The 25,192-nt window shown below is 63.4% G+C and carries 18 protein-coding genes and 1 pseudogene; 13 read left to right on the top strand and 6 right to left on the bottom strand.

The annotated features are described in order from the left end of the window. Positions 1-127: 127 nt before the first annotated feature. Positions 128-1,009 carry a LysM peptidoglycan-binding domain-containing protein gene (locus tag ACR65J_RS02850; protein WP_440165901.1) on the bottom strand — a complete coding sequence of 294 codons (882 nt, stop codon included), beginning with the start codon at positions 1,007-1,009 and terminating at the stop codon, positions 128-130. A 140-nt stretch (positions 1,010-1,149) separates the two neighbouring features. Between ACR65J_RS02850 and ACR65J_RS02845 the strand changes: the two genes are divergently transcribed. After that, positions 1,150-1,719: a hypothetical protein gene (locus tag ACR65J_RS02845; RefSeq protein WP_440165899.1), complete on the top strand. Its 570-nt coding sequence runs from the start codon at positions 1,150-1,152 to the stop codon at positions 1,717-1,719. 5 nt (positions 1,720-1,724) lie between these two features. Here ACR65J_RS02845 and ACR65J_RS02840 read toward each other — a convergent pair whose 3' ends face one another. After that, positions 1,725-1,940, bottom strand: a complete 216-nt coding sequence (locus ACR65J_RS02840) for a helix-turn-helix domain-containing protein (protein ID WP_440165897.1) — start codon at positions 1,938-1,940, stop codon at positions 1,725-1,727. Between the two features lie 152 nt (positions 1,941-2,092). Here ACR65J_RS02840 and ACR65J_RS02835 point away from each other — a divergent pair, with 152 nt between their 5' ends. The 4 genes from ACR65J_RS02835 to ACR65J_RS02820 are packed head-to-tail and all read left to right on the top strand — an operon-like array spanning position 2,093 to position 10,439. Next, the gene (locus ACR65J_RS02835) at positions 2,093-2,734 is read left to right on the top strand and encodes a hypothetical protein (protein ID WP_440165895.1); all 642 of its coding nucleotides are present in this window, start codon (positions 2,093-2,095) and stop codon (positions 2,732-2,734) included. Further along, complete coding sequence (locus ACR65J_RS02830; RefSeq protein WP_440165893.1) at positions 2,731-4,035, top strand: CpaE/TadZ family protein; 1,305 nt, start codon at positions 2,731-2,733, stop codon at positions 4,033-4,035. The genes ACR65J_RS02835 and ACR65J_RS02830 overlap by 4 nt, the downstream gene beginning before the upstream one ends. A gap of 55 nt (positions 4,036-4,090) precedes the next feature. Further along, on the top strand, positions 4,091-8,944 hold the full coding sequence (locus ACR65J_RS02825; protein ID WP_440165891.1) for an NAD-glutamate dehydrogenase: 4,854 nt from the start codon (positions 4,091-4,093) through the stop codon (positions 8,942-8,944). 28 nt (positions 8,945-8,972) lie between these two features. Beyond that, entirely contained in the window at positions 8,973-10,439 is a 1,467-nt protein-coding gene (locus tag ACR65J_RS02820) for a sensor histidine kinase (protein ID WP_440165889.1), read from the top strand. A gap of 133 nt (positions 10,440-10,572) precedes the next feature. On the opposite strand, the gene ACR65J_RS02815 is transcribed toward ACR65J_RS02820, so the two are convergent. Further along, positions 10,573-10,821: a WhiB family transcriptional regulator gene (locus ACR65J_RS02815; RefSeq protein ID WP_003804966.1), complete on the bottom strand. Its 249-nt coding sequence runs from the start codon at positions 10,819-10,821 to the stop codon at positions 10,573-10,575. A 229-nt stretch (positions 10,822-11,050) separates the two neighbouring features. Here ACR65J_RS02815 and ACR65J_RS02810 point away from each other — a divergent pair, with 229 nt between their 5' ends. After that, positions 11,051-11,539 carry a hypothetical protein gene (locus ACR65J_RS02810; protein WP_440165887.1) on the top strand — a complete coding sequence of 163 codons (489 nt, stop codon included), beginning with the start codon at positions 11,051-11,053 and terminating at the stop codon, positions 11,537-11,539. A 56-nt stretch (positions 11,540-11,595) separates the two neighbouring features. On the opposite strand, the gene ACR65J_RS02805 is transcribed toward ACR65J_RS02810, so the two are convergent. Further along, positions 11,596-15,672, bottom strand: a complete 4,077-nt coding sequence (locus ACR65J_RS02805) for an FtsK/SpoIIIE domain-containing protein (protein ID WP_440165885.1) — start codon at positions 15,670-15,672, stop codon at positions 11,596-11,598. Between the two features lie 188 nt (positions 15,673-15,860). Here ACR65J_RS02805 and ACR65J_RS02800 point away from each other — a divergent pair, with 188 nt between their 5' ends. From ACR65J_RS02800 to ACR65J_RS02770, 7 genes are all read left to right on the top strand, one after another. After that, a complete protein-coding gene (locus ACR65J_RS02800) occupies positions 15,861-16,439 on the top strand; it encodes an acyltransferase (RefSeq protein ID WP_440165883.1) in 579 nt (192 codons plus the stop codon). A 124-nt stretch (positions 16,440-16,563) separates the two neighbouring features. After that, positions 16,564-17,751 (top strand): UDP-galactopyranose mutase, encoded by a 1,188-nt coding sequence (glf, locus tag ACR65J_RS02795; RefSeq protein ID WP_440165881.1) that lies wholly within the window; start codon positions 16,564-16,566, stop codon positions 17,749-17,751. Next, entirely contained in the window at positions 17,748-19,769 is a 2,022-nt protein-coding gene (locus ACR65J_RS02790; RefSeq protein ID WP_440165879.1) for a glycosyltransferase, read from the top strand. The genes glf and ACR65J_RS02790 overlap by 4 nt, the downstream gene beginning before the upstream one ends. Continuing rightward, positions 19,766-20,647 (top strand): ABC transporter permease, encoded by an 882-nt coding sequence (locus ACR65J_RS02785; protein ID WP_440165877.1) that lies wholly within the window; start codon positions 19,766-19,768, stop codon positions 20,645-20,647. The genes ACR65J_RS02790 and ACR65J_RS02785 overlap by 4 nt, the downstream gene beginning before the upstream one ends. Next, positions 20,648-21,376: an ABC transporter ATP-binding protein gene (locus tag ACR65J_RS02780; protein WP_440165875.1), complete on the top strand. Its 729-nt coding sequence runs from the start codon at positions 20,648-20,650 to the stop codon at positions 21,374-21,376. It abuts the gene before it with no gap. Between the two features lie 33 nt (positions 21,377-21,409). Beyond that, positions 21,410-23,383, top strand: coding sequence for a DUF6541 family protein (locus ACR65J_RS02775; RefSeq protein WP_440165873.1), 1,974 nt, complete (start codon positions 21,410-21,412; stop codon positions 23,381-23,383). 100 nt (positions 23,384-23,483) lie between these two features. Beyond that, a complete protein-coding gene (locus ACR65J_RS02770; RefSeq protein WP_440165871.1) occupies positions 23,484-23,813 on the top strand; it encodes a hypothetical protein in 330 nt (109 codons plus the stop codon). A gap of 117 nt (positions 23,814-23,930) precedes the next feature. On the opposite strand, the gene istB is transcribed toward ACR65J_RS02770, so the two are convergent. Together istB and ACR65J_RS02760 are read right to left on the bottom strand one after the other, a co-directional pair. Further along, positions 23,931-24,710, bottom strand: a complete 780-nt coding sequence (istB, locus tag ACR65J_RS02765) for an IS21-like element helper ATPase IstB (RefSeq protein WP_440165869.1) — start codon at positions 24,708-24,710, stop codon at positions 23,931-23,933. Next, positions 24,707-25,192, bottom strand: a pseudogene (locus tag ACR65J_RS02760) (IS21 family transposase); the annotation flags it as partial. The gene istB and the pseudogene ACR65J_RS02760, both read right to left, overlap by 4 nt.

The raw sequence follows: 25,192 nt of genomic DNA, 5'->3' as shown, positions 1-25,192 counted from the left end.
ATAGCTGATGGTCCAATGGGCCGGCGCGGAGTTGACGTTGGGCACTCCGGTCCGGCTCGGTGGCACGCTGATGGGATCTTCTGTATGGCCGGACCCCGGAAGCCCCACGGCAAGGTGTCGGCAGCGGCTACGGCGCCGGGGCGTGGAGGATTTGACCTGGAAGCAGGACGTCCGGGCTCGCGCCGATCAGGCCCCGGTTCGCTGCATACCACCGCGGCCACTCAAGGGCTATGGCCACGTCCGATGCTTCCGGGCCCAATTGGGCCGCGACGATGTCCCATAGGGTGTCTCCGGCGAGTACTGTCACCACACCGGCCCCGCCACCCGTTTCGCTCCCGCCCGCCTCCGGACCGGCCGTGGCCCTGGTTTGCGGAGCGGCGAGCAGTCCGGGTTCCAGCACAGGGGAAGCCGGCTGCCATCCTGGGTTGACCGTGGCGGCGGTGGGCTGGGCTGCGGCGGGTTGCCATGCCGGCGATGCACCGTCACGAACCGCCGTTGGCACTTCCGCCGGGACCTGTTGGACCGGGGTATGCATGTCCGGGCCATCGCCCTGGCCGGGCGCCGGGACAGCGTCCATGGTTGCAGGGTTGGAGGGAGCCGCTGAGGACTGGTTCTGTAGTGGAGTCCACTCGGGCCCCGGAGCGGTGGCGGCATGTGCCGCAGCCCCGGCCACCAGCTGGATCGAAAGGGCGGCAACAACTGCCCTTTGCATGAACGCGGGTGAGAGCCTGCGGGCCACCGCCGCAGCCCGACGACGTCCCGACCGCTGCAGCAGGACAGCGGCTCCTGCGCTCAACAGCGCAAAAGCCCACCACAGCAATAGCCCGATGCCGGCAGCTGTTGCGGCGGCCGCCAGGAGGACCTCCACGGACAAGTCCTGCCGGCGGGCGGCACCGTCCTGCCATTGGGCAACCAGGCCAGTCCCCAGGATGCAAAGCACAACCCCAAGCCCCAGCAGAGCCAACGCCATGGCGGCATCGGACCATCCTGTCTTTCGGGAGTATCCCATGATCCGCCACCTTGATGTCTTTTGATGCAGTTTGATGCTGATTGAGACAGTCTGAACCCGATAACGAACTTTTGTCCAGACGTTGGAGTGAATTAAAGATGCGCGTTGACGGGTTGGATGCGGCACCCTACGCTGGCGGAATGCGCTGGGATGCACTCTTCAACGACATGGAAAGCCAGCTTGCGGAGGCTGACCGGCTTGCGCTCGACAGCGAGATCAACGAGCGGACCCGGGCAGAGATGGTTGGCCTGCGCCTCGAAGACCGGCTGCGGGCCGCCGTGGGTTACAGGATCGGGGTCCACCTGCTGTGCGGCGAATCGGCACAGGGGGAGCTGACCCACGTCGGGGCTGATGCCCTGGTCCTGGATGAAGAACGGCACCAAGGACTGATTCCCTTCGCGGCCGCAGCGCGGTACGTGGGCCTGGGCAGGCATGTGCAGGCGGAGAACTCACCAGTCCGCCGGTCGATCGGACTGGCCCACTCCCTGCGGGCCCTAGCCCGGGATCGGACCGAAGTAACCGTCACGATTGGTGGGGGATCCGGGGCCGCACGGCTGGACGGCGTCATTGACCGGGTTGGCCGGGACTACATAGACCTGGCGGCGGTGATTCCGGGCGAAGCACGGAGGACCCAAAGCGTTGGCCAGGTTTCAGCGGTACCTTTCACGGCACTGGCGATCATCAGGTCACGCAAAGCCCGCGGAGCGTAGCGGCGTCACACTGACTTGGCGCGTGACTCCTGGATCATGCGGCTGGCCTCGGCATAGCGTTCCTCGATGTACTGCTCCAGCATTTTCTCTTCGACCCGCCACTGCCCGCGGCCCCCCACCTGAATGGCCTTCAGCTCACCGCTGCGGACCAAGGCGTACGCGGCAGGTGAGTTGATCTGGAGCTGCTCGGCGACGTCCGCGAGCGTGAGGAACCTTGGCATGCACCCATTTTGCCATCACATGACGTTGTTTGTGCCCGTTTTCCACAGATAGCCGGTATTTAGGTAAATGACTTTTGTTCCGGGTGCCTTGCAGTAACAATGAGGAGTCCGGCCAGAGCGGGCAGGCCCGGTATACCTAGGGGGAGAACGGTATGGTTCCTGATGCAAGCGCCGCTGCACCGCGGCTGAAGCGCCCATCGTGGAAGGATCCGCGGTTGCTGGTGGGCGTCCTCCTGGTCCTCGTGTCTGTTGCGGGGGTTACGTTCCTGGTCGGCAGTGCGGACCGCACCACCGAGGTCTTTGCGGCACGGGACGGCATCGCTGTGGGTGAACGCCTGACGCCGGAGAACGTGGTCCGCGCCAAGGTCCGCCTGGGTGATACGGAGCAGCACTACATCACTGTGGAAGACGGCCTGCCCCAGGATGTCGTCGCCGTGCAGCGGATCGCCAAGGACCAGTTGGTTCCCAAGGCCAGCCTTGGCGAGGTGGACCAGCTGGATCGGAAACCCGTAGCCCTCAACATCGCGCAGACCTTGCCCTCCCAGGCAGTTGCCGGTGCGCGGGTGGACGTCTGGGTGGCCCAGCCGGACGCCAGGAACGGATTCAGCGAGCCGAAGCTCATCCTTCCCGGAGCTGAAATTGCCGAGGTCACCACGGGGTCCACTGCCCTCGGCTCGTCAAAGACCACTGTGCTGATGGTCATGGTAGAGGACAAGCAGATGCCTGCGCTGCTGGGTGCCCAGGCCAACGACGCAAAAATATCCGTCGTGTGGAATCCCGGCGGCATGCGATGAGCATCCCGGTTGTCACCGTGGGCCAAAGCCGGGAGGATCTGGTGGGCGGCCTCGAAAGGCTCCACGGGCCGGTGACCGTGGTTAGAAGGTGCACTGAACTTCCCGAACTTCTCGCTGCTTGCCAGAGCGGCCTGGCAAGGGCTGCAGTGGTGGCTGAGGGGTCCGAGGGCTTGACTGCTTCCCTTATCGACCGGCTTGGAGCTGTTGGAGTGGCAGTCGTTGCGCTGACAGACAATGCAGAAGAGGCAGCCAGGCTCCGCAAAATCGGTGTGGCCTCGGCGGTGACGGGGATCGAGTCCGCCGAGCTCTCGGACAGGATTGCCGATGCCGTCGCCCAGCTGACGGGTGCTGCCCGGCCTGCCGGCCTGAGCGCTGCCGCCGACACAGGGGCTGCACTGGCCCTTGATCCCGTGCAGCCGGAGCCTGACGAGGAGGACCACCCAGCCGGGAAGCTCATCGTTGTCTGGGGACCGGCCGGGTCACCCGGCAGGACCACCATCGCGGTGAACATCGCCGGCGAGATGGCTGCGGACGGCCGGGACGTCCTGCTGGTCGACGCCGACACCTACGGTGCCAGCGTCGCGGCGGTGCTGGGTCTCCTGGATGAGTCAGCCGGGGTTGCCCAGGCGTGCAGGCTCGCTGACCAGGGCCTGCTGGACCCGGATGCCCTCCGGAAGGTTGCCGCCACGGTCGCCACGTCGTCCGGAGCGTTCCGGGTGCTCACGGGCATAACCCGCGCGGACAGATGGACAGAGTTGCGCGCCCCTGCCCTGGCGCTGGTTCTTGAACGGGCCCGCCAGATCGCGGAGGTTGTGGTGGTCGATACCGGGTTCTGCCTGGAGGCCGATGAGGAACTGAGCTTCGACACCATGGCGCCGCGACGCAACGCCGCCACACTGCGTCCGCTGGAAGTGGCTGACGAGGTCTATGCCGTTGGTGCTGCTGATCCCGTGGGCGTACCCCGGATGGTGCGTGCGCTCGCCGAACTGGAAGGGGCTGTGCCGCAGGCGTCACCTACTGTCGTGATGAACAAGGTGCGGTCCTCCTCCGTGGGCAGAGACCCCGAGCGGCAGTTGCGGGATGCCTGGGAGCGGTACGGCCCCGCTTCAGAGCTCAAAGCGTTCCTGCCCTACGACCCGGCCGCCGCCGATGCAGCCCTCCTGGCAGGCTCGCTGCTGCTCGAAGCTTCCCCGGACTCTGCGCTCCGGCACGCCATCCGGGGGCTCGTTTGTGCACAAGGCCAGCGAAAAGCCAAAGCCTCTGTGTTTTCTTCCACACCACGGCGCAGGGCAAAGGACTAGGCTCGCCATAAGAGCTGCAAAGGTGCAGCGAATATCTCTGATGGAGGCGTTGTCGATGTCGTCTGGATCCAGTGTGGAGGACCAGCCCCTCTCCATTGAAGGCCTTGAAGGTTTCATGGGGGACTACTACCAGCACCTGGCTGAGGAGGATGCCCGAAGCTACCCCCGGGATGTTTTGGAAGCCCGAGCCGAGGAGCACCGCCGGGCAGCATCCGTACGGCAGCCGGGGCAGGCCAATATATCGATCATCGACGAAGAGGACAGCAGCGTCATCTTTGTTGTCACCGACGACATGCCGTTCCTTGTCGACTCCGTCAACGCCGAACTCGTCCGGCAGCATGCAGCCATCAGACTCGTGGTCCACCCGCTATTCGTGGCCACCAGGAACCGGGAAACCGGCGAACTGGTCAAGGTCAACAGGGTTCCGGCACACTTGGGCATTTCCAGCGGCGACACAGCGGCAATGCCCAACCTTTCCCACCTCATTGCGCAAGGTGAAAATGCCTCGCACATGGAGTCGTGGATCGCCGTCGAAATCCACCGCGTTTCCGACGACGCGAAGGCTTCCCTGCTATCGGGCCTCACGCGCGTCCTGAACGATGTCAGGGCCGCCGTCGAGGATTGGCCCAGGATGCGCCAAAAAGCGCGGGAAATCGCCGAAAGCCTGGACAAGGTGGCCAACTCCGCGCAGATTGCCGAATTGAGGCAGGCCAAGGACCTGCTGCGCTGGCTTGACGACGGGAACTTCACGTTCCTGGGCTACCGCGAATACGACCTGCTCAACGTTGACGGCGAAGACGTCCTGGAACTGCGCGAGGACAGCGGCCTTGGGCTGCTCCGCGCGGCTGCTGACTCCCCGCACATCCAGCACCTCACCGACACGGGCCGCAAGAAGGCGCGGGAAAAGCGTGCCCTCGTCATCACCAAGGCCAATTCACGGTCGACGGTGCACCGTTCGGCCTACCTGGACTACATCGGCATCAAAAGCTTTGACGCCGCGGGCAACGTCAACGGCGAGCGCCGTTTCATCGGCCTCTTTGCCACCAGCGCCTACGCCGGCTCCGTCCGCGACATTCCCATCGTCCGGGAAAAGGTGGACGCCGTGCTTCAGAACGCAGGCTTCCCGCCGGACTCGCACTCGGGCAAGGACCTCCTGGGAATCCTGGAGACGTACCCCCGCGATGAGCTGTTCCAGATCGAAATCCCCGATCTCGCCGCGACCGCTCTCGGAATCCAGAAACTGCAGGAGCGGCGGCGCACCCGGCTGTTCCTGAGGCCGGATATTTACGGGCGTTTCATGTCCGCCGTCGTCTACCTGCCCCGCGACCGCTACACCACCAACGTCAGGCTCCGGATCGAACAGGAACTGCGGGAGACCTTCCAGGCAGTCTCGATTGATTACGAAGCCCGGATGACCGAATCGGCACTCGCGCGCCTGTTCTTCCGCATTCGGCTGCCCAAGGACGCCGACGTCAGCCACGTCAACAGCGACGAACTGGAAAAGCGGCTGGTCCGGGCGGCGAGGTCCTGGAGTGAAGGCATCGCCGAGGTCCTGCGCGAAGGCCGGGACCCAGCCGAGGCCAAGGAACTCGCTGCCACCTGGGCTGAGGCTTTCCCCGCCAGCTACCGCGTGGACTACGAAGTAGAGGACGCCCTCGAAGACATTGCGCGGTTCGAAAAGTACGGGGCCGCCGCCGAGAGGAGTGCCGGCGCACGGCAGGACCGTCCCGGCGTGCACGTGTACCTTCCCGAAGGGGCCGGTGCGACACTGGAGGAGGATGCCCGGGTAAAGCTCTACATGCTGGAGCCCAAGAGCCTGAGCCAGATCCTGCCCTACTTCCACAACCTCGGACTCGAGGTCCTGGATGAGCGTCCCTTTGAGATCGAAACAGCGGACCACCGGGACTTCTTCCTGTACGACCTGGGCCTGAAGTACCCGGCCGGAGTGGACCCGCTGTCCACGGGCGGGCTTCTTGCCGACTCCTTTGGCGCAGCCGTCACCGGCGCTGCGGAATCGGACAACTTTGACCGCCTGGTGTTGCGGGAAGGGCTGCAATGGCGGCAGATCACGGTGCTGCGTGCCTACGCCCGGTACATGCGCCAGATGGGCAACAGCAGTTCCTTCGGCTTTATGGCGGACACCCTCCTGGCCAACCCGGATGTGACCAGGGGGCTGAGCGCACTCTTCGCGGCCCGCTTCGATCCCTCCATCAGCGACGGCGAGCGCGCTGAGGCGCAGGCTTCCGTGCGGCAGGACCTGGCGGCTTCGATCGAAAAGGTTGCCACTCTCGATGCCGACCGCGTGCTGCGCACCTTCGCCAACCTCATCGAGGCCACCCTCCGCACCAACTTTTACCAGAACAAGCCGCACCTGAGCTTCAAGCTGGATCCCGCCCGCATCGATGGGCTGCCGTTCCCGCGGCCCATGTTCGAAATCTGGGTTTACTCCCCCCGCGTCGAAGGTGTGCACCTGCGGTTCGGTAAGGTGGCCCGCGGCGGGCTCCGCTGGTCCGACAGGCGGGAAGACTTCCGCACCGAGGTCCTGGGCCTGGTCAAGGCGCAGACGGTGAAGAACGCCGTCATCGTCCCCACCGGCGCCAAGGGCGGCTTCTTCGCGAAGCAGCTTCCGGACCCCGCCACCGACCGCGCGGCCTGGATGGCAGAAGGCGTTGAGAGCTACAAGACATTCATCCGAGGCCTGCTGGATCTCACTGACAATCTCCTGACTGAAGGCGATGCTGAGCGGCTTGTGCCGCCGTCGAACGTTGTCCGGCATGACGACGACGACTCGTACCTTGTGGTCGCGGCGGACAAGGGAACGGCTACTTTCTCAGACATAGCCAACGGACTGTCCGAGGAATATGGCTTCTGGCTGGGCGACGCGTTCGCCTCCGGCGGTTCCGTGGGCTACGACCACAAGGCCATGGGCATCACCGCACGGGGCGCGTGGGAATCGGTGAAGCGCCACTTCAGCGAGCTGGACCTGGACACGCAGACCGAACCTTTCACCGTAGTTGGCGTGGGGGACATGTCCGGCGACGTGTTCGGCAACGGCATGCTGCTGTCCCGGCACATCCGCCTGCTCGCGGCATTTGACCACCGGCACATCTTCCTTGACCCCAACCCGGATGAAGAATCCTCGTTCACGGAGCGGCAGAGGCTGTTCGACCTGCCCAGGTCCTCCTGGGACGACTACGACAAGTCGCTGATCAGCGAAGGCGGCGGTGTCTTCGCCCGCCAGGCCAAATCCATCCCCGTGTCCCCGGAGGTGCGGGCCGCCCTGGGGCTCCCGTCGGAAACCACCGAGCTCAGCCCGCCCGAACTCCTGCGGGCCATCCTGCTGGCACCCGCCGACCTGCTCTACAACGGCGGAATCGGGACCTACGTCAAGGCGTCCTCCGAGTCCAACGCCTCGGTGGGCGACAAAGCCAACGATGCCATCCGGGTCAACGGCCGCGACCTGCGGGTCAAGGTAGTGGGCGAAGGCGGAAACCTGGGAATGACCCAGCGCGGCCGCATCGAGGCAGCCCTGCAGGGGGTCATCCTCAACACCGATGCCATCGACAACTCCGCCGGTGTGGACTGCTCCGACCACGAAGTCAACATTAAGATCTTTGTTGACCGGATGGTCGCCGCCGGCAAGCTGGCCGCGGCGGAACGCGCAGATTTCCTTGCGTCCATGACCGATGAAGTGGGCCGCCTGGTCCTCGAAGACAATATCGACCAGAACATCCTGCTCCTGAACGACCGGACCCGGGTGGCGGAATGGAGCCCGAGTTACGAACGGCTCATGGACTGGCTGGAGAAGAGTGCCGACCTGAAGCGCGACCTGGAGGCGCTGCCCACCACGGAAACGCTGCGGGAACGGCTGCAGCAGGGGCAGGGGCTGACATCTCCGGAGTTGTCAGTGCTGGCCGCCTACGCGAAGATCGAGCTGGCGTCGGCCCTGCGGGACAGCGACCTTGCCGATGACCCCTGGTTCCGGGACACGCTGCGTTCCTACTTCCCGCATCAGCTGCGTGAACGTTTTGACGCCGAGCTGGACACGCATCCGCTGCGCCGCGAGATCATCGCCACGGTGGTGGCCAACGACATGATCAACCTTGGCGGCATCACTTTCGCCTTCCGGGTGATGGAGGAAACATCCGCCAGCGAAGTTGCCGTGGCCAAGGCCTTTGTCGCGCTGCGCGAAGTGTATGAGCTGGATGCGATGGTCGGGGAGCTGAACAGCCTGCCTGCCTCCTTCCCCACGGAGCACTGGAGCACGGTGCACCTGGACATCCGGCGGCTCCTGGACCGGGCAGTCCGCTGGCTGCTGAGCCAGGAAAGTGTTTCCCGCCCCATCGCCGAGGTGGTGGCAGAGTTCAAGCCGCTGATGGATCCCATGCGTGCCCGCCTCCTGGATTACCTTCGCGGCGACGACCGTGAGCGGGTGGCGGGGTGGCTGGCGAAGGGCCGCGAGTGGGAACTCCCGGAGGGCCTTGCGCTGCGCTGGGCCGAGCTGTTCGAGAGCTTCGTGCTGCTGGACATCGCCAAGATCGCCCGCTCACGGAAGGACAGGGTGGAGGAGATCGCAGCCGTTTACTACACCGTGTTCAACCGGTTCCACGCCGACTCGCTGCTGGAACGCATCAGCAGCCTCCCCCGGCAGGACCGGTGGCAGGCACTGGCGCGGGCAGCCCTGCGCGATGACCTGTACTCAACAGTGTCGGATATGACGACGGCGGTGCTGGACGCCACGTCCGAGACCGGGTCGCCGGATGCGCGGCTCAAGGACTGGGAGGCACAGAATGCCGAGCAGTTGGGCAGGGCAAAGAGCATGTTCGACGAGGTGAACGCACTGGAAGCCGACGACATGGCCTCACTGTCGGTAGCATTGAGGCTCTTGAGGTCAATCGTCCGGCGCTAGGAATTCCGCGCCGCAAAATGGAGGTGCAGTGGCAATCTTTACGGACCCCATCAGGGAACATGCTGATTTCGGGCCGGGCGATGCCGAATGGCTGCACCTCCTGGTGGGGGACTGGCAGATGGTCGCGGACCTTGCGTTCGCCGACCTGGCGCTGTGGTTCCCCCACCCAGAGCTTGGCTATATTGCCTTGGCACACGTGCGTCCTTCCACCACGCACACGGCCTTCCACAGTGACTTCGTGGGCGAGGGTATCCGCTCCGACCTGCAGCCGCTCGTGGACAAGGCGTGGAACAGCCGGTCCATTGAGCGCTCCAGCGAGACGAACTGGAACAGCGAGATGGCCCTGCGGGTCGAGGCAGTTCCCATGGTGCGTAACGGCCGGACGCTGGCGGTGGTTACCACGCACATGGACCTCTCCAGTTCGCGGATGCCGTCCCGGCTCGAGTTGACCTACCGGCAGTGCGCCTACGATCTCCTGCGGATGGGAACGCTGGGGCTCTGGCCGGACTTTGCCTCACCCACAGGCTCCCGCCGCGGCGCCCCCCGTGTGGGCGACGGGCTGATCAGGCTGGATGCGGACGGCGTGGTGCAGTACGCGAGCCCCAACGGAGTTTCGGCCTTCCGCCGGCTGGGGGACGGCGAATCCCTGGAGGGACGCTCGCTCGCTGAAGTCACCGCGGGCCTGCTCAAGGACCGCCGCCTGGTGGATGAGACCCTGCCGCTCGTCGTCACCGGCCGCATGCCGTGGCGCAGCGAGATTGAGTCCAGGGGAGTGAGCCTGTCACTGCGTGCCATTCCGCTCCGGGATGAGCAGCAGCGGTTCGGCGCGCTGGTCCTCTGCCGTGATGTTTCGGAGCTGCGCCGCCGCGAGATGGAGCTGGTGACAAAAGACGCGACCATCCGCGAAATCCACCACCGGGTCAAGAACAATCTCCAGACCGTGGCCGCGCTCCTGCGGATGCAGTCCCGCCGCATGGTGAGCGACGAAGCAAAGCAGGGCCTGGAGCAGGCGATGCGCCGTGTCGCCACTATCGCCCTGGTCCACGAGACGTTGTCTCAGGGGCTGACGCAGAGCGTGGATTTCGACGAACTGATCGGGCGCCAGTTCCGGCTGTCCGCGGAAGTGGCTTCCCCTTCGCAGCAGGTCAGGACGGAACGCTCCGGCAGCTTCGGGGAACTCCCCAGCGATCTCGCCACCCCGCTTGCCCTGGTCATCAACGAACTGGTGACCAACGCCGTGGAGCACGGCCTCGAGGGGAGGGCGGGAACAGTGTGGCTCGTTGCCGACCGGTCCGAAGGGGACGACGGCGAAGAGCTGACGGTCACCATTGCCGACGACGGCGTGGGCCTTCCGCAGACTCCCCATGTGGAGGGCCTCGGCCTGCAGATTGTGCGGACGCTCGTCACCAGTGAGCTGGGCGGCACCATCGCCTGGGAACGCCGCGAGGGCGGCGGGACCGAGGTCAAGATCCGGCTTAGCCTGGCCGGCAAGTAGGAGCCGGCGTCCGGCCAGTGGTCGCCGCAGGCGGAATGGGCGTGAAACTGACAGAGGCCCCGGGAGAATCCATTTTCGGATTCTCCCGGGGCCTCTTTTTCGCCGGTTGGGTCGTCGCCGGTGCTGTGGGTTTTTAGGAAGCGCGGCGTGCGCGGGCGGCGCGCCGTTTGAGGGCGCGGCGCTCGTCTTCGCTCATGCCGCCCCAAACACCGGCGTCCTGGCCGGATTCGAGGGCCCACTGCAGGCAGGTGTCGACAACGGGGCACCGGCGGCAGACGCTCTTGGCTTCCTCGATTTGCAGCAGGGCCGGTCCCGTATTCCCGACGGGAAAGAACAGTTCCGGGTCCTTGTCGAGGCACGCTGCGCGGTTACGCCAATCCATGCTGATCAGTTGCTCCATTTCTGGGAAGTGCCTTTGTGAAATTATTCACTAGTGGCTACAAAGGAAAAGGGCCCTCTGGGCCCCCTTGGTCATCTGCATCAAGCCTGTCATGTTAACGCTGTGTAAACAAGGGGTAATAACGGCTGATATCCCCTGAAACCTGAGCGATGCATCACAGTGGCGGCTCTGGCCCTCACCAGTGTCCGACTATGTCCGGTAGGGTGCCAGTGTGTCAAGACCCCCGGTAAACCCAGCAGGTACCCCGTCCTCTTCCGATGATTCCGGCAGCGGACCCGGGCACGTGGCTAACGGGCGGAGGGTCCCCGTGCCGTGGGCGGCCAGGACGGTGGCGATTGTTGCGGCTGCCGAGGCTACCGCCCTCCTGGGGGCGGCCGGGTGGTATGCCTACGAACTGTTCAGCGGCAGTCCCGTATTGTCCTTCTGGGGTGCTGTCTTCACCTTGGGTCTCCTCTTGGCTTTTTCCGCCTGGCTGTACGCAGTGGCATTCTTCCTCTACCGGGGCTACCGCTGGACCAGGGCGGCCGCGCTGGTGGCCCAGTTATTCGTCCTCACCATCGGTGTGCCCACCCTAACCAGCGGCCTGGTCGTGGCCGGGCTGGTGATGCTGGTCCCCGCGGCCACCGCCATCGTTCTCCTGTTTACCACCAAGGTTGTCAGCCACGCCTCCCGCACGGGGAGTGCGCCTCCGGCCCTCTGACCTTGCTCTTCCCGTATAACTGCCCGCCATGTGCATTCCGTTGAGGCGCACTCCTGTCATCCTTCTGCTCCAGCCCACGCCACCTGGAGGGGTACGGAACCGCCGCCGGAGATGAGGGCACCGCGTCCCGGCGGGGGATTGGACTCGGTCTCGAACCGCACCCCGAAAAGATCGCCGTCAGCCATTGAACGCGGGCCGAGCAGAATCCCGGCGCCGGATGCCCTGGCATTCATGAACAGCGGAGCACGCTGGAGAAGCGCCGGACTGTAACCCGCGGTTACTACCAGGGAATAACCCAGGGCATTAAGTTGGCCCAGGCCCCTCAACGCCGATGGGGCGAGGTGGTCGGCGTCGTCAACCAGCAGCATTGTCTCCCGCGGCAAGGAGCCACTCTCGGCCTGCACCAGCATGTCCGCCCAAAAATCATCCGCGGCCCGGAGCGGCCCTTGACACCGGCACCACTGTTGCCCGGGGTTGAGTGCCTCCAAGGCGCGCAGCGTATTGCTTTTGCCGCTTCCCGGGTTGCCGAGAACTGCAACCACCCCGCTGACGGGAATATGGAGGGACGCTGCGGTGAGCTCGTCACCGGCTACTCCCAGGCAGACTTCGCCTTGCCTTGCGGGGGTTGCTGGCCGCCCGGTCCCAGGTTCGTTCGCTGGTGGTTCCTTGCTTGGGCGGGGTTGGACTGATGGAGCCTGAGCCGGTGCTGTCATTGCCGCAACTTCCCTGACCGTGATGTGCACAGGGAGGGGTGCCACCCGGAATGGTGGCACGTTGGCGGGCGGATACCCTTCACCGCCTTTGCCAGAGGATTTCGGGACTGGGCCGCGGTAGAACTGGCAAGCGGCCGGGCCGCCGTTGGAGACAGGGCCAAAGGCGGCAGCCCTCCCTTCGACGGCAGGCATGGGATGCATCCGCGGCCACATGGCGCGGCCTTCCTCCGTGGATCCGGCCGGAAAGTAGAAACGGTTGGGAACGGCGCCGAAGAACCTGGCAGTGACAAGCTCGCGCTCCCCGGAAAGCAGCAGCGTGATTCCCGCCTTGGCGCCGTCGCGGACGAGGTCATGCACCAGGTCCTCTGCCCAGGCCAGCGGTCCCGAACGGAAAGCCGAAATCCAGGAACCCCAGCCGGAGACGACGAGGACAAGAGGCACCGTGTAGGAGGCTGGATGGCCCCGCCGCTGGCCAAGCTCCCGGACCAGCCGCTCCAGGATCCGCACTCCACGCCGCAGGTCGTCAAGCCCGGCATGCGCGGCCATCCGGCCCGCGGTGACCAGCGGGAGAAAACTTCCCGCGGCGTCGAGTACATAGAAGTGGGTCTCCCCGGGACCGGTCATCAGCTTGTGGACGGCCAGTTCAAGGGCCGCCCCGGACCCGGATGCAGGACTGCCGATAAACGCTGCGTGGCCGTGGCGGACAGGGCTCCACATCAGGGCGTCCACCCGTTGCTTTTCGGGCACATCCATGAGGCCGAGGCAAACCTCGCCCGTCAGGTTCATGGGTTCCAGGAGGGAGGAACCTGGAACCGCGGAACCTGGGGATGGGCCCCCGGGGGCGGGTTCTTCCAGATCCTCCGGCAGGGGAGGGGCGACAGGCCTCCTCGGGACCTCCCTCTCCTGCTGGGTGCAGAGCCTCCGCACCATGGCCGCGAGCGGCTCCACCGCCTGCGCAGGGGTTGGCACTGGATCCGGGCCCTTGCCCGGTCCTGCTACCTGGCCGGCGAGGAAATCCGTCGTCCTGTGGACGGTCACGGCTTCGGAGTGTCCGCCTGCTGCCACTGACGCGAGGGAGGCGCCTTGGAACTCTTCGGCGGCCTCGGTCCCACGTGCCAGGAATGCCCGGCCTGGAGCGTCAACGCTGATGGCCGCAGCGCTCCTGCAATTGACGATGTCGACTGACTCCATGTCGGACTGCACGCGAAGGGCGATGCTGGATGTAACGTTTGCGCGGATGTCGGCTGTAAGCGCTCCCTGCGGCCTCTGCGTTGCCATGATCAGGTGGATTCCCAGGGAACGCCCTATAGACGCTATCCGCAGCAACTCACGCAGCACTTCCGGGGCGTCGTCAACCAGCATCCTGAACTCATCGATGACGATGACAAGGTGGGGGAGGACAAAGTCCTCCGCGTCCTTACTGGAGCGATATGCGGAAATGTCCGGTACGCGGGCCGCGGCAAGGCACCTCTCCCTGAGTTGCAGTTCGGCACGAAGTGAGCTCAGCGTCCGTTCCATTTCGGAGCTGGAAAGGTCGGTCTGCAGTCCCACGCAGTGAACGAGATCACTCAGGGGGCCAAGCCCTGAACCGCCCTTGAAATCGATGAAGAAGAAGTTGACCCGGTCCGGAGGATAGCTCAGGGCGAGTGCGACCGTGAGGCTCCGGAGCAGTTCCGATTTCCCCGAGCCGGTCGTGCCCGCTACCAGCAGGTGCGGCCCGTCGTGCTGCAGATCGATGGTCTTGGTTCCGGCACTGCTGAGGCCCAGGGGCACGGCCAGCCCGTCCTTTTGCCCGCTGGAACCCCAGCGGTGGGCGGTCGCCGCAGGACTTAACGGCAGGACGTCGTCAAGGTTGCACGCAGCAGGAACGGATCCCGACTGTTCCTTGTCCTGACGCCGCGCGCCCGCCATGCGCCGGCAGAAACCAGTGAAGACGTCCTCCGGCACGAGGTCAGGAACAAAGACGGTTTCGCAGGGATCCTGAAACAGGACCGACCCGCGTTCGGAAAGAAAGACGTCGGGCGTGCGACATTTCCCGTCGTCAGCCGTGAAGTGGAGCACTTGCCATCCCCGTTGGATCGCAGCGTCCCGTATGAAGGCGTCAGCGGCACTCGCAGAGCTTTCCCCCCGCAGCAACAAGACTGCGCGCTCGCAGCCGTGGGGATGATTGCTGTTCACAACACTGAGGGCGGCCTGCGGTGTTGCAGTGAGTGTCACCCTGGGCAGATACCGGGCGGCGAGGGGCACGCTTGCCGGGTTTCCATGAAGGAGGACGTGCGTCGTGCCTGCGCTTGGATACGCAGCCAGCTGCATAAGAAGCGAGCGGATGGCACCCTCAGTGGCGGACCGCGGACCGCCAACGGTGGTGAGCCTGCGGTCCGGGTCGAGGACGACGGGCACCCGTCCTGCCGGTGGAACCGCTGGACCGGCGCCGGCCGGTTCAATCCTGACATTGGCAGCCTGGTCAGCCTGGCCCAGCCGCAACCAGACGCCTCCGGCGGGGCCAGGAGCGGACGTTTCCTTGGCTCGTGGTGCTGCCAATGCTACGAGGGACAGGGGCGGGGCACTCTGGCGTCGCCGTTCCCTGTCTTCCGCAACCGCGGCCTCCAGGGCGCCTGACAATTCACGTCGCTGCCGCCGTCCGCTGGCAACCGGAACCAGGATAGAGAATGCGGAAGCTGCGGAAAAGGCAAGGAACATCCACATCCCCGTGAGAACGGCCAACAGCACCCCGAGTGCCAGCGGAAGAACCGCGGTCAGAACCAGTACTGCCCGGTTCCCGGCGTCAACGCGGGCGGCCACGACGATGGGCTCCGATACGGACTGTCCTGCGTCTGCAAGTGCCCGGCCGGGTGGGTCTGCAAAAACCAGCGACAGGTTCGATTGCCCGCATCTGATGCTGGAAGCTGTGGAGATGACCTTTGCGCGGATCCTTTCGCCGTCGACATAGGTGCCGTTGGCACTGTCCAGGTCAATCAACAGGATGTCGGTGTCCGTGACCACCACCCGTGCGTGTTCACGCGACAGCTCCGGGTCCGGGATGACGATCCGGGTGCCGCTTCTGCCGATGCTGTAGTTGCCGCGCCGTAACGGGACCACTGTTCCCGCTGCTGCCCCGCTGTCGATCGCGAGAGCCAGGGGAGCTGCAGCTTCCTGTGCGGGCCGGAGGCGCGGACGTCGACCCGAAGGGGTGGTGCCGCCGTCGACAAGGATCGCTCCCTCGACAAGCGGCGGTACTCCGAGGTTCAGGGAACGGAGGTCTTCCCCAGCTACGGTGATGACGCCCGCAGAGAACTTCCGCACCAACTGCTCGTGGATTTCGGCGCCTGCAGTAGTGGCCGGGGCGTCGATGGACAGTTCCACGGGCAGCCGGTCTCCTGAAGATCCCGGGCCGCCAACCAGCGTGCAGTTGAGTGTCATGGGTGATGATCCTTCGTGCATGTCTTCACACGCTAGGCACGGCAGGCAGCCTCGGGCAGGCTCTTCACGAGCTATGTGGATAAAGGTGTGGTTTCCCGGGCTGCAGGGAACGGGGCAGCCCGGTTACGATCACTACATCCTGGGCCTGGTCAGGTGGTCCGACAGCAGCGGAGGAATCCCCTTTGAACATGATCGCTGACAGCGCGGACGTCGATGCCGCCGCTCATATCGGGTTTGGCAGCAAGGTATGGCATCTCGCCCAGATCAGGGAGGGGGCGCGCCTGGGGGAGAACTGCGTAATAGGCCGCGGCGCGTACATCGGGCCGGGCGTCGTGCTGGGGGAGAACTGTAAGGTCCAGAACTATGCACTGGTGTACGAGCCCGCAGTCTTGGAGGCGGGAGTCTTCATCGGCCCGGCGGTGGTATTGACCAACGATGTTTTTCCCCGTGCCGTAACACCCGAGGGCAGCCTGAAGACGGAGGAGGACTGGAACAAAGTGGGCGTCACCATCCGGCAGGGAGCCGCCATCGGCGCCCGGGCCGTCTGCATAGCACCCGTGACTATCGGGGCGTGGGCGATGGTGGCGGCAGGCGCCGTCGTCAGCAAGGATGTGCCGGACTATGCCCTCATGGCGGGGGTGCCAGCCCGACGAATCGGATGGGTCGGGAAGGCGGGCAGGCCTCTCAAGCAGGAGGGCAGGCAGTGGATCTGCCCGGAAACGGGGGAGGCCTACCTCGAGGGCGGCGGAGTGCTGCGCCCCTCCTGACGGCGGCCTGTGTGCCGCCTCACAGCGTGCAGGATGATTCGACGGGCCCTGCGGTCCCTCGGGTAGGCTGGAGCAGCAGACAATGCGCATCTTTGCGCTGCCCGCATTCGAACCAGGAGATTTTGTGACCGCTGACCTCGTCATCGTAGGGTCCGGCTTTTTTGGCCTGACAATCGCAGAACAGGCCGCCACCGAGCTCGGCCTGAAGGTCGTCGTCATCGACCGCCGCCACCACATCGGCGGCAACGCGTACAGTGAAAAGGAAGAACAGACCGGGATTGAGATCCACCGGTACGGCGCCCACCTTTTCCATACCTCCAATGAGCGGGTGTGGGAGTACGTCAACAGGTTCACCACCTTCACGGACTACGTGCACAAGGTCTATGGCGTCCACAAGGGCGAGGTCTACTCACTGCCCATCAACCTGGCCACCATCAACCAGTTCTTCCGGGCCAACCTCACACCGGGCCAGGCCAGGGACCTCATCCAGGAACAGGCCGGTGAGCTGGCGGGAACCGACCCCCAGAACCTGAACGACAAGGGCATCCAGCTGATCGGCCGCCCACTCTACGAGGCCTTCATCAAGCACTACACCGGCAAACAGTGGCAGACGGACCCCAAGGACCTGCCGGCAGGTATCATCTCCAGGCTGCCCGTGCGCTACAACTACGACAACCGGTACTTCAACGACAAGTACGAGGGCCTGCCCACCAACGGCTACACTGCCTGGATTGAGCAGATGGCAGCGCACCCCAACATCGAGGTGCGGCTGAACACCGACTTCTTCGATGAGTCCCATGAGTACAGCAAGGACAAAGTGGTGGGCAACATTCCCGTTGTCTACACCGGGCCGGTTGACCGGTATTTCGACTATGCCGAAGGTGACCTCTCCTGGCGCACCATCGACTTCGAGCAAGAAGTCCTTGAGGTGGGCGACTTCCAGGGCACGTCAGTAGTGAACTACAACGACGACGACGTCACCTACACCCGCATTATCGAGCCTCGCCACTTCCACCCTGAGCGTGACTACCAGACCGAAAAGACGGTCATCATGCGCGAGTTCTCGCGTTTCGCGGAAAAGGGCGATGAGCCCTACTACCCGGTCAACACCTCTGCTGACAGGGAGCGACTGCTCAAGTACCGCGACTTGGCGGCGGCGGAAAAGGACGTTCTCTTCGGCGGCCGGCTGGGCACCTACAAGTACCTGGACATGCACATGGCCATCGGGTCCGCGCTGAGCATGTTCGACAACAAGATCCGGCCGCACTTCGAAAGCGGCGTACAGCTTGAAAGCGGAGGCGTGGACGCATGAGCGTTTCGACTAAAAACCAGAAGAAGGTTGCGGCCGTGGTGAATGAAAGCTCTTCGGGTAGCTGGGACACCCTGCAGCGCGTGATCCTCCCCAGCGCCAGCCAGATGGACACCGTGCCGCTGTACATGGACATGGGGACGGCGACGGGTATCCAACTGCCAACTGCAGGGGATGGGGACGGGAAAGCCGGTAAGGGCCGAACTATCAGCAGCCCCACCAAAGAAGCCCACGTGGAGGATTTTCTTTCCCGGCATTCAACTTCGGTCCGCTCTGGTGAACGGGTGTCCTTTGGTACATACTTCAATGCCTTCCCGGCCAGCTACTGGCGACGGTGGACCACCGTGAACAAAGTCCGGTTGCAGGTGCGGACCCAGGGCGCCGGCTCGGTCATCGTATATAAGTCGAACGCGCGCGGGTCCCTGCAGCGTGTGGACACCCGACGGGTTGAGGGCACAACAGAGAGCACATTTGAACTTTCGCTCGCGCCCTTTGGCGATGGCGGATGGTATTGGTTTGATTTGCTCGCCGGCACGGAGCCGCTGATCATGCTCGACGCCGAGTGGCAGGGCGCTGCGGTCAAAACAACGCCGGGGTCCGTTACGCTCCAAATCACCACTCTGAACAAGACGGACTTCTGCCTGAACAACCTGCGGCTCCTGGCGGAAAGCGCAGAAGCTCTCGCTCATGTGCAGGAGATCCTGATTGTCGACCAAGGGACGCAGAAACTTGCCGACGCTGATGGGTTCGATGAGGTTAAGGGATCTCTGAACGGCAAGCTGCGCATCATCAACCAGTCCAACCTCGGCGGGTCCGGCGGCTTTGCCCGCGGCATGTTCGAAGCTGTTGAGAACGGCAGCGATTACGCCTTGCTCATGGACGATGACGTGGTGGTCGAACCGGAGAGCATTATCCGCCTGCTGACTTTCGCGGACCGGTGCAAGACGCCCACGCTCGTGGGCGGTCACATGTTCGACCTTTACAACCGTACTGTCCTGCACACCTTCGGTGAAGTCGTGAACCCGTACAGGTTCCAGCCGTCCCTGCCCAGCGAAGACATGATCCTGGGCCATGACTTCCTGTCATCAAACCTGCGGCAGACCCCGTGGCTGCATAGGCGTTGTGACGTCGATTACAACGGTTGGTGGATGTGCCTTATCCCCACTCAGGTAATCCGTGAAATCGGACTGTCACTCCCTCTCTTCATTAAGTGGGATGATTCCGAGTACGGGTTGCGGGCCAAGGCGGCAGGCTATCCCACAGTATCCTTGCCCGGCTCAGCTGTCTGGCATGTTTCCTGGATTGACAAGGACGACCTTGTCGGTTGGCAGGCTTACTTCCATGCCCGGAACAGGGTAGTGGCCGCGCTACTTCACAGCCCTTACGAGTTCGGCGGCCGAGTCATCAAAGAGTCGCAATACGCCGACGTCAAACACCTGGTTTCGATGCAGTACGCCACGGCGCAGGGCCGGCAGTGGGCTTTGGAGGATGTGCTGAGGGGTCCGGACGCCCTTCCTGGGCTGCTGTCAGCGAAGCTGCCCGAGATCCGCGAGATGATGTCCGCGCACTCGGACGCTGTGTTCCGTCCTGATCCCGAGGACTTCCCGGCTCCAAAGATGGACAAGCCGCCCCGGCGTGGACACGGTCCGTCGCAGCCTGGAAAGCTGACTCTTCTTCCGTGGGCGGCCAAGACAGTTGTCCGGCAGCTGGCAAGCCCGGTCAAGGGCACCAGCGCAGAGCGGCCGCAGACGACCATTGCGCATCAGGACAACCGCTGGTGGCGCATGGCGCAGTTTGACAGCGCTGTTGTGTCCAATGCCGAAGGCACAGGGGCATCGTGGTACCGCCGCGATCCCAAGCGGCTGAGGAAGATGCTGGCCGAGAGCACACGGCTTCACTCTGCCCTGCTCAAGGAGTGGCCCGCACTTAGCAAAAAATACAAAGCGGCCGTCTCGGAACTCACCTCTATGGAGTCCTGGAGGAAGACCTTCGAGCAACACACCCAGAACGAGATCAAGTGAGCGCAATCGCATCCGGCGAGTTGACCACCCCTGGACTCGGAGGGGGCCTGCGGGACATCAGGCAGTCGGGCTTCCTGCTCAAACTGCTGGTTCGGAAAGAACTCAAGGTCCGCTACCGCGGCTCCGTGCTTGGTCTGCTTTGGTCGTACGTGAAACCGGGCGTGCAGTTCATCGTCTTTTACGTGGCTTTGGGAGTTTTTCTCGGTCTTGAGCGAAGTGCACGGAACCCGGAGGGGTTGGCAAACTATGCCGTATACCTTTTCTCCGGCATAGTGCTGATCAACTTCTTTTCGGAAGCTTTGGGCAACGCCGCAAGATCCATCGTGAATAACGGGAACCTCATCAAGAAAATCTATCTTCCCCGTGAGCTCTTCCCCGTAGCTTCCGTATGGGTTTCGGCGGTCCACTTCTTCCCCCAGTTGGTTGTGCTTGTCGTGGGGTGTGTCTTCGCCGGCTGGCACCCCAACCTTCTCCAGCTCCTCGCAGCGGTGGCCGGCTTTGCAATCGTGGCACTGCTTGCCACTGGACTTGGCCTCCTGTTTGGCGCGGCCAACGTCTACTTCCGCGATTCAGAGAACCTCGTGGACATGTTACTGATGGTGGCCACGTGGGCGTCTCCCGTGATGTACGCCTGGTCGATGGTCCAGGAGAAGCTCGGTTCGGGCTGGTTTGCCATCTATCAGGCAAACCCCATCACTATCGGAGTGGAATTGTTCCACTACGCGTTTTGGTTCCCAACAACCGATGGATCGGTTGCAATGCCGCCGAACCTCTTTGGCCTCTGGCTTCCCGTCGGGCTCGGCGTTGCCCTGGCCATCCTCATGTTGGGCCAATACACCTTTCGGCGCCTTGAGGGCCGTTTTGCGCAGGAGTTGTAAGTGCCAAAGGCAATAGAAGTTTCTGAAATCAGCAAGCAGTTCGTCCTACGCCATACCCGTTCCATCAAAGAAGCTGTCGTTTGGCTGCTCAAAGGACGCAAGGGTGACTTGTCTGAAAAGTTCCACGCTCTGAAGAACGTGTCCTTGGATGTTCAGGCCGGAGAAACCGTGGCGCTTTTGGGCCTCAACGGTTCAGGCAAGTCCACGCTGCTCAAGCACATTTCGGGGGTCATGCTCCCTGACACGGGGACGGTGAAGACGAGGGGAAGAGTTGCAGGTCTGATAGAAGTTGGAGCTGGCTTCCACCCCGATCTGTCCGGACGGGACAACGTGTTCCTCAACGGAGCCATTTTGGGCATGACCGAGCAACAGATTAAAGACCGGTTTGATGACATCGTCGAGTTCTCCGAAATCGGGCAGTTCATAGACACAGAGGTGAAGTTCTACTCCTCCGGAATGTACCTTCGGCTGGCCTTTTCGGTTGCCGTGCATACAGACCCTGAAGTCTTCCTGATTGATGAGATCCTCGCTGTCGGTGACGAGCCATTTCAGCGGAAATGCATTGATAGGATTCAAGAGCTTGCCCGCGAGGGAAAAACCCTGGTTGTAGTTAGCCACGATTTAGAGCTAGTATCTCGAATTTGTGAACGAGGCATTTTGCTAGAGCACGGAAGGGTCGCGTTCGACGGCGCCATAAGGGAAGCAGTTAACTTGTTGAGGGCTGGATAAACCCACGCTCCTCCCGATTAGCAGTAAGCAGGTGTGATTTTGGCAGTCTGGAATGCTGCGGTGGTGCCGTTTTTAGCGGCGATTCTTATTCTTTTGGTGCCGGGCCTTGTGGTAGCGATTATTGGAGGTTTCAGAGGGCTAGGTGCTGCTGCTTTGGCACCTTTGATTGGAATCGGCGTGCTCAGCGTGTCTGCGCTTGTCGCCCCCTTCCTAGGCATCCGATGGGGAATATTGGCGGCCGTACTGGGGACCGCGCTGACGGCCTTGGCCACGCTTATTTTACGAATGATGTTGGCTCGGCGATTTGACTGCAAGATCTCGGCGATCTCGACTGGATTTGGGGTAACGCCTGCAGCCGTGATTGGACTGGCCGTCGGCGGATCAGTGATCCTTTATCGTCTGCTGCGGATTTTTGGGAGCCCGGATTTCGTATCGCAAACCGCCGATAATGTATTTCACCTGAACGCTGTTCGCTACATTATTGACACAGGGAATGCTTCGTCACTGAGCCTCGGAGCTGCAGGGGGCAGTGCACCATCCTTCTACCCAGGTGCTTGGCACGGGTTGGCGGCCCTCATAGCCGTCGTATCCGGGTTTTCGATCTCGGCCTCCGTGGCAAGTTTGAACTTGGTAATAGGGGCGGTTGTGTGGCCCCTTTCGATGTGGTACCTATGCCGAACCCTCTTTGGCGGCTCAACCATCATGAATATTGGTTTTAGCGTCCTCGTCTCTGCCTTTTCCGCTTTTCCATATTTGTTGATTGATTGGGGCGTTTTATACCCCAACTACCTAGGGATGGCCGTTTTACCAGCGGCAACGGCCTTAGTACTAACCATCGTGCGGAATGGTCTTCCTGTGAAGCCGCATAGCGTCATGTTCGCATGGGTAGCGCTCGTAGGATTAGCAGGAGCCAGTCTGGCCCATCCCAACACCATCATCTGCTTAATCGCGACTCTAGTGCCTTTCCTTTTGGGCCGCATACTGAGGCCGTCAGTCATACGCGCGGTACGCGAGAGGTCGATTCAGCGACCTGGCCTCAAAATTGCTCTGACACTGTTGCTGTCATTAGTTCTGGCGGCCCTTTGGCTGGTCCTGCGCCCCTTTCCGATTACCTCTTACCAAATAACGTGGCAACCCTACCAAAGCACTGCCCAGGCAGTGGGTGAGGCTTTCCTTGCAGCCCATTCGGCCAAAGGAGCCTCTTGGGCCTCCGGCGTCCTCCTGGTTATGGGACTTGTAGCTGCCATAAAACATCGAAGTCATCGTTGGCTGCTCGTCGCCTTTGCCGGTTGGACTTTGCTGTTCGTCGCCGTCACCGGTTGGGCGCCGTCGATGCTTCGCGCCTTCCTGACCGGCGGATGGTTCGACGATTACAAGAGGATTGCCGCCGGCCTGGTGATGGTGGTCATGCCGCTGTCGCTTCTTGGCTTCATAGTGGTCGCGCGGCGCCTTGATAGGGCTTTCGCTAAATTCAACCTACGAAGGTCGACCGTCTGGACTTTATCGGCTGCTTTGCTCGTCGCCGTTCCTACACTTTATGTCTCACAGACTGGCCCAATACGGGATGCGGCGATCTCAGCAAAGACCAACTACAGCCTTCGTCCGGGATCTCCAATAATGTCTCTAGACGAATTTAAGCTCTACAGCGAGCTCCCTGAACTGGTGCCAGCCGATTCCGTTATAGCCGGAAATCCGTGGGACGGTAGCGCATGGGCATACTTCGTCTCCGGACGGCATGTGCTGTATCCGCACGTGCTGGCCGCAATGAATGACGATAAAGAGCTAATCGCAAAGTCATTCCGCGATGCCTCCGTAAACCCCGCGGTTTGCGCGGCAGCCGAGCGTCTGCATGTCGACTACGCCATTAATTCCGATGAACTTATCTACCTCCCAGGAAACCCAAATAATCAAGCCTATCCAGGGCTCGCGCACCTGGAGCAAGCACCCGGCTTTCAGCTAGTGGCGCAAGTGGGTTCCAATCGACTCTATAAGTTGACGGCCTGCTGAGGAGCAAAATGTCGGGCATGCCCTTGCCGTGGGCAGGTGGTGTTCGGTATTGGCGCGCCTTGCCCGCGGAAGCTGCGTTTGAATGGGGGCAGGAAGCCTGGTGAGGGGGCTCTTGGCGGTTGGTGGGGAATCCCCGCGAACCGCGAAGAGCCGGTTATCGTTCTTTGAATCCACGCCGCAGGTCCCGCGCCGGGCCCCCTCCACCAGCCGGCTGCGGGACCAGCTCGTGGACGCCGTGATCCGCTCCGGCCGGGCCGTGTCGGAGACCGCCGCCGGCTACGCCGTGTCCTGGTGGATGGTCCGGGCCGCCGTCCCCGAAGCGTGCCTGCTGCGGCTGGCCGACCTGGACAAACTCACCCGCGGATGCTCGGCATCGACGAACACCGGTTCCGGTCCGTGCGCTACTTCCAGGACTGTCAATGGCCATTAGTTTCTGCCCACTGACGGTCAGTTAATGTGCCCGCTGGTGGCCAGTAAAACTGCCCGGTGATGGCCAACAGATCTGCCCACTGAGGGTTTCGGCGGGTGTTGGCCATCTTGGGGGTTGTTAGTTCAGTTGGGTGACTCCTTTCCCGGCGAGGGCTTGGGTGAGGCGGATGGAGTCGCCGGTGGTTTGGCAGACGTGGGCGTGGTGCAGGAGCCGGTCCACTGTTGCCGTGGCTAGGGTTTTGGGCATGAGTTCGTCGAAGCCTGCCGGGTGGAGGTTCGAGGAGATCGCGACGGAGCGTTTTTCGTAGGCTGCGTCCACGACCCGGTAGAGGCCTTCGGCGGCGTCGGTGGCCACCGGGAGCAAACCGATGTCATCGATCACGACGAGTTCGGCGCGCAGTATCCGGGCGACGGCCTTGGTGACGCTGTCGTCGGTGCGGTGGGCTCTGATCAGGGCGCCGAGGTCCTCGAGCCGGAACCAGGCCACGCGCATGCCGGCTTCGACGGCTTGCTGACCGAGCGCTTTGAGGAAGAAGGTTTTCCCGGTGCCGGAGGGTCCGCAGACAACGAGATTTTCCCGTCGTCCGATCCATTCCAGGGTGCGCAGGGCCTGCTGGGTCGGCGCCGGAATGGAGGAGACGCCGGGGTCCCAGGCGTCGAAGGTTTTCCCTGTCGGGAAGCCTGCTGCCTTGCGGCGGGTGGCGAGCATGGACCGGGCCCGGCCGGCGGTTTCTTCGGTGAAGAGGGCCTTGATGATCTCGGTCGGTTCCCAGCGTTGGGCTCGCGCCGTCGCGATTAGTTCCGGAGCCAGCGCCCGGGCGTGGGGCATTTTCAGCTGCCGCATGAGCGCTTCGAGTTCTGCCGGCAGCGGCGGGGCGGTGGTGGTGACGGGGCTCATCGGTTCTGCTCCTTCACAACGGCGGGTTTAGTGCCCAGGCCGGCCCAGGCGCTGGTGCCCTGGGTCAGGGACCGGGTCTCGTCCGCGGCGTGGGTGGTGGTGCGCCGGATGTTCGCGTTCAGGATCGAGGGTAGGTCACCGTGGGCGAAGCGGCCATGCAGCGCGGCGTCGCCCAGGGCCCGGTCCACCGCCTCGGTGCCGGCGATCTTGGCCAGGGTCACGGCCTCAGCCATTTTCACGTTCATCCTGCCCGTTCCTGCCGCGGCGGCCTCGACGAGCCAGGTTCTGGCCCCGGTTCCGATGGCCAGGAACTCGGCCTCCCCGGCGGTGCGTGCCTTCACGGCGTAATCGCCCGGGATCCTGGTCCTGGTTCCGGGGAAGTGCTCGTCGTTGATGGCAGGGCTGCCGGGCCTGGCCCGGTGATGTCGGGCGACCTCGACGGGGCCGGCGGGGCCGTGGTGGACGATGATGACCTGTTCGTC

This window comes from Arthrobacter sp. SAFR-044, assembly GCF_059414985.1.
This window is presented reverse-complemented; position numbering and strand designations above follow the sequence as displayed.

What these genes read in the sequence shown, in the direction of transcription:
- ACR65J_RS02790 (WP_440165879.1), top strand. Translation starts at nt 17,748, where the DNA reads ATGAGCGTTTCGACTAAAAACCAGAAGAAGGTTGCGGCCGTGGTGAAT.
- ACR65J_RS02800 (WP_440165883.1), top strand. Translation starts at nt 15,861, where the DNA reads ATGATCGCTGACAGCGCGGACGTCGATGCCGCCGCTCATATCGGGTTT.
- ACR65J_RS02840 (WP_440165897.1), bottom strand. Translation starts at nt 1,940, where the DNA reads ATGCCAAGGTTCCTCACGCTCGCGGACGTCGCCGAGCAGCTCCAGATC.
- ACR65J_RS02845 (WP_440165899.1), top strand. Translation starts at nt 1,150, where the DNA reads ATGCGCTGGGATGCACTCTTCAACGACATGGAAAGCCAGCTTGCGGAG.
- ACR65J_RS02805 (WP_440165885.1), bottom strand. Translation starts at nt 15,672, where the DNA reads ATGACACTCAACTGCACGCTGGTTGGCGGCCCGGGATCTTCAGGAGAC.
- istB (WP_440165869.1), bottom strand. Translation starts at nt 24,710, where the DNA reads ATGAGCCCCGTCACCACCACCGCCCCGCCGCTGCCGGCAGAACTCGAA.
- ACR65J_RS02815 (WP_003804966.1), bottom strand. Translation starts at nt 10,821, where the DNA reads ATGGATTGGCGTAACCGCGCAGCGTGCCTCGACAAGGACCCGGAACTG.
- ACR65J_RS02850 (WP_440165901.1), bottom strand. Translation starts at nt 1,009, where the DNA reads ATGGGATACTCCCGAAAGACAGGATGGTCCGATGCCGCCATGGCGTTG.
- ACR65J_RS02835 (WP_440165895.1), top strand. Translation starts at nt 2,093, where the DNA reads ATGGTTCCTGATGCAAGCGCCGCTGCACCGCGGCTGAAGCGCCCATCG.
- ACR65J_RS02825 (WP_440165891.1), top strand. Translation starts at nt 4,091, where the DNA reads ATGTCGTCTGGATCCAGTGTGGAGGACCAGCCCCTCTCCATTGAAGGC.
- ACR65J_RS02830 (WP_440165893.1), top strand. Translation starts at nt 2,731, where the DNA reads ATGAGCATCCCGGTTGTCACCGTGGGCCAAAGCCGGGAGGATCTGGTG.